Origin of the sequence: Klebsiella sp. 4_1_44FAA (assembly GCF_000238715.1) — a bacterium.
Taxonomy (GTDB): domain Bacteria; phylum Pseudomonadota; class Gammaproteobacteria; order Enterobacterales; family Enterobacteriaceae; genus Klebsiella; species Klebsiella pneumoniae.
The window spans coordinates 38,138-40,948 of record NZ_JH414800.1 but is presented as its reverse complement, the minus strand read 5'-3'; the positions used below and the strand labels follow the sequence as shown (position 1 = coordinate 40,948).

General features: G+C 40.1%; 3 protein-coding genes and 3 pseudogenes. 1 reads left to right on the top strand and 5 read right to left on the bottom strand.

Features of this window, described 5'->3' with window-relative positions; all coding sequences use genetic code 11:
- Positions 1-395, bottom strand: a pseudogene (locus HMPREF1024_RS0126375) (transposase); the annotation flags it as partial.
- Between the two features lie 162 nt (positions 396-557).
- Between HMPREF1024_RS0126375 and HMPREF1024_RS28735 the strand changes: the two are divergent.
- Positions 558-788, top strand: coding sequence for a hypothetical protein (locus HMPREF1024_RS28735; protein ID WP_001549553.1), 231 nt, complete (start codon positions 558-560; stop codon positions 786-788).
- 54 nt (positions 789-842) lie between these two features.
- On the opposite strand, the gene HMPREF1024_RS28730 is transcribed toward HMPREF1024_RS28735, so the two are convergent.
- From HMPREF1024_RS28730 to HMPREF1024_RS15200, 4 genes and pseudogenes are all read right to left on the bottom strand, one after another.
- A complete protein-coding gene (locus tag HMPREF1024_RS28730; RefSeq protein WP_001549552.1) occupies positions 843-1,160 on the bottom strand; it encodes a hypothetical protein in 318 nt (105 codons plus the stop codon).
- Positions 1,161-1,179: 19 nt separating this feature from the next.
- Positions 1,180-1,566, bottom strand: a complete 387-nt coding sequence (locus tag HMPREF1024_RS15195) for a hypothetical protein (RefSeq protein ID WP_001549551.1) — start codon at positions 1,564-1,566, stop codon at positions 1,180-1,182.
- 530 nt (positions 1,567-2,096) lie between these two features.
- A pseudogene (locus HMPREF1024_RS30055) lies at positions 2,097-2,489 on the bottom strand (relaxase); the annotation flags it as partial.
- Positions 2,490-2,548: 59 nt separating this feature from the next.
- Positions 2,549-2,811 (bottom strand): annotated as a pseudogene (locus tag HMPREF1024_RS15200) (IS5/IS1182 family transposase); the annotation flags it as partial.

Below are 2,811 nucleotides of genomic sequence, written 5' to 3'. Positions count from 1 at the left end.
GGCGATTTCACCCCGGGTGAACGTTTTGAAACTGACATTTAACCGACTTTTGCGCGCTTGCTGACACTGGTGTAATCCGGGCAGCGCAACGGAACATTCATCAGTGTAAAAATGGAATCAATAAAACCCTGTGCAGCCCGCAGGGTCAACCTGAACACGCGTTTAATGACCAGCACAGTCGTGATGGCAAGGTCAGAATAGCGCTGAGGTCTGCCTCGTGAAGAAGGTGTTGCTGACTCATACCAGGCCTGAATAGCTTCATCATCCAGCCAGAAAGTTATGGAGCCACGGTTGATGAGGGCTTTATTGTAGGTGGGCCAGTTGGTGATTTTGAACTTTTGCTTTGCCACGGAACGGTCTGCGTTGTCGGGAAGATACGTGATCTGATCCTTCAACTCAGCAAAAGTTCGATTTATTCAACAAAGCCAGGAAATGATTGAAAGACTTCGATTAATGAAACCAGAATTGTATATTGTTAAGTAATCTAATTTTTGTTTGATTTTCCCAACGGATAGCATCATACTTATAGCTCATTTGGTTTATAAGAGAACAACCTCATGGCTTATGGAAAAAATCCCTTCTCAAAATCACCACTCCCAACAGGTGATTTTAAAACCTCTCAAAAAAGACTTACCGCAGAGATAAAAGAAGTCGAAGGTAAAAAAGTCATTTTTATCTACTATGAAGGGACTAATGATGTTTATGATGGTCCAGAAGCGACTCAATACACTACACTTGAAGATGCACAAGGTTTCTGTAACAATTATAATAAACAGCTAAATATTTAATGAATATTCAAATAAAAGCCCCTACTATTAGGGGCTTTAAAGCAATATGGCTTTCTATTGTTGTATTTCTTTCCAGATACCATCAGCTTTCACAAGCTTAACAGGCTTTGTCTGTTTCATATTGCTAATCGAGGCATCGACAATGCAGTTATAAACATTGTTTGCTTCTTCTGTGCAACTTACTTTCTTCACATAATCGATTCTTAAAAGATCTTTTTCGGGAATACTTGAGTTCAGAGCTTTCATACTTGCATTTGACCTGTCTACAACACTTTTAAAAACATTAAATATATCTTTTTCAGAAGGTTCTGAATTACAGGCTGTTAATAGAAAAGTAGAAAGGATAACTGCGAGAATTGAGTATGTTTTCATTTTCTTGTCCAGGAAACGATTAATTAAGAATGCCAGATTTTGTATTGTTATTATCAGTAGAGAATGTCCATTTGCTTACGGTTTCTCCATTGAAGTCGATTTCGAGAGTTTTAGACTGAGTCTGGGAACCGCCAGTTAGCAAACCAACAACAGGGATAAAAGTCGAGGCATTGAACTGATTGTTATACATGAAATATCTCCATTGCTCGTTGCCATCGTCAAGAGTCGTTCTGGTATCAGGCTCACCAAGTTGAGCAACTAGCTCTGCCTTAGTTGTTTTGTTTTTAATTATTTTTGATTGTAGACTCTGTGCCGTTTCATTTTTGATTTTTTGGTTGCCGGATGTAGAACAGCCAGAAATTGAAAATATTGCAATAAAAAATGATGTAACAATAAATTTATTCATTTTATCTTCCTTATTATATTTGGACAGGGTTAGCTTTTATGTGTGAAAACGGCTCTGTGTGCAAATTTCTTACGTAAAAAAAATCTTAAAGAAATTGCTGACGCAAAATAGATAACGACAGTTAATATAAAATTTTGACTGATAGCGAATATAAGAAAAGCAATCGCTAACAGCACAATTCCTATTAGTAAAGCTAACCAGGCTGAAACGGCTCCATATCTAATAGTTGAATGACAGCCAGTGCAGACACGGACACCAAACGGACTCTCCTGAAAGCAGAACGGGCACTTAATTGTTTCGTTTTTCATAGCAACCCCAGGGTGGAAGATTTACTGCTGTTTGTAGGGATTCTCGATGACCGACTCGCTTTAGTAAAATTGCTTGTACCGATCGATGATTGTTACTTGATAGTTATTGTCTATCATAGATAGATTATCGATCTGTAATAACGATCAATATTTTCTTGACTAAACACAAATTTATTACTAAGCAATTGAGTTAGGTTACGAAAGGTGTTTACAACTAGCTGTCTATAAACGAATTTTTCTTGTAGGTTTCAGATGATGTGTTGAATAGACTTCTGAGAAGTTTGTAGGAACATTGTGGAGGATGCTCTTTCCATATTTTCTGAGAAGCTCTATGAGCCGTTGTAAAAAGGGAATCCAGCCGGTGAGCCTGAGATGCTTTTGCTGTTTGGCTGCATTCTTTTGAAGGATCTTTTCTACGATTTCGTTCCGTTTGTCTTCTCTGAGCCGTAGTTCCAGTTCTGCAATTTTTTTACCGATACTTTCCTTTCTCTCAGCGGTTTTCAAAACTATTGCAGGAGCAGGAGCAGGAGCAGGAGCAGGAGCAGGGATAACTCCCTTTGTTGTTCGCAGAGCTTCTAAGTGATCTGGGTTGTAGTTAAGCTGCTTTTGAAGATTTACGGCTTTGTTGAATAAATCAGATTTCGGGTAAGTCTCCCCCGTAGCGGGTTGTGTTTTCAGGCAATACGCACGCTTTCAGGCATACCTGCTTTCGTCATTTTGTTCAGCGCTCGTACCAGGGCCATAGCCTCCGCAACCTGACCATCGTAGTCACGCAGCGTCAGTGAACCCCCGAACAGCTGTTTTACCCGGTACATCGCCGTTTCCGCTATCGAGCGACGGTTGTAATCTGTTGTCCATTTCCACCGCGCATTACTCCCGGTCATTCGCTGATTAGCCACTGCACGGTTACGGTCTGCATATTCACCGGGCCAGTAAC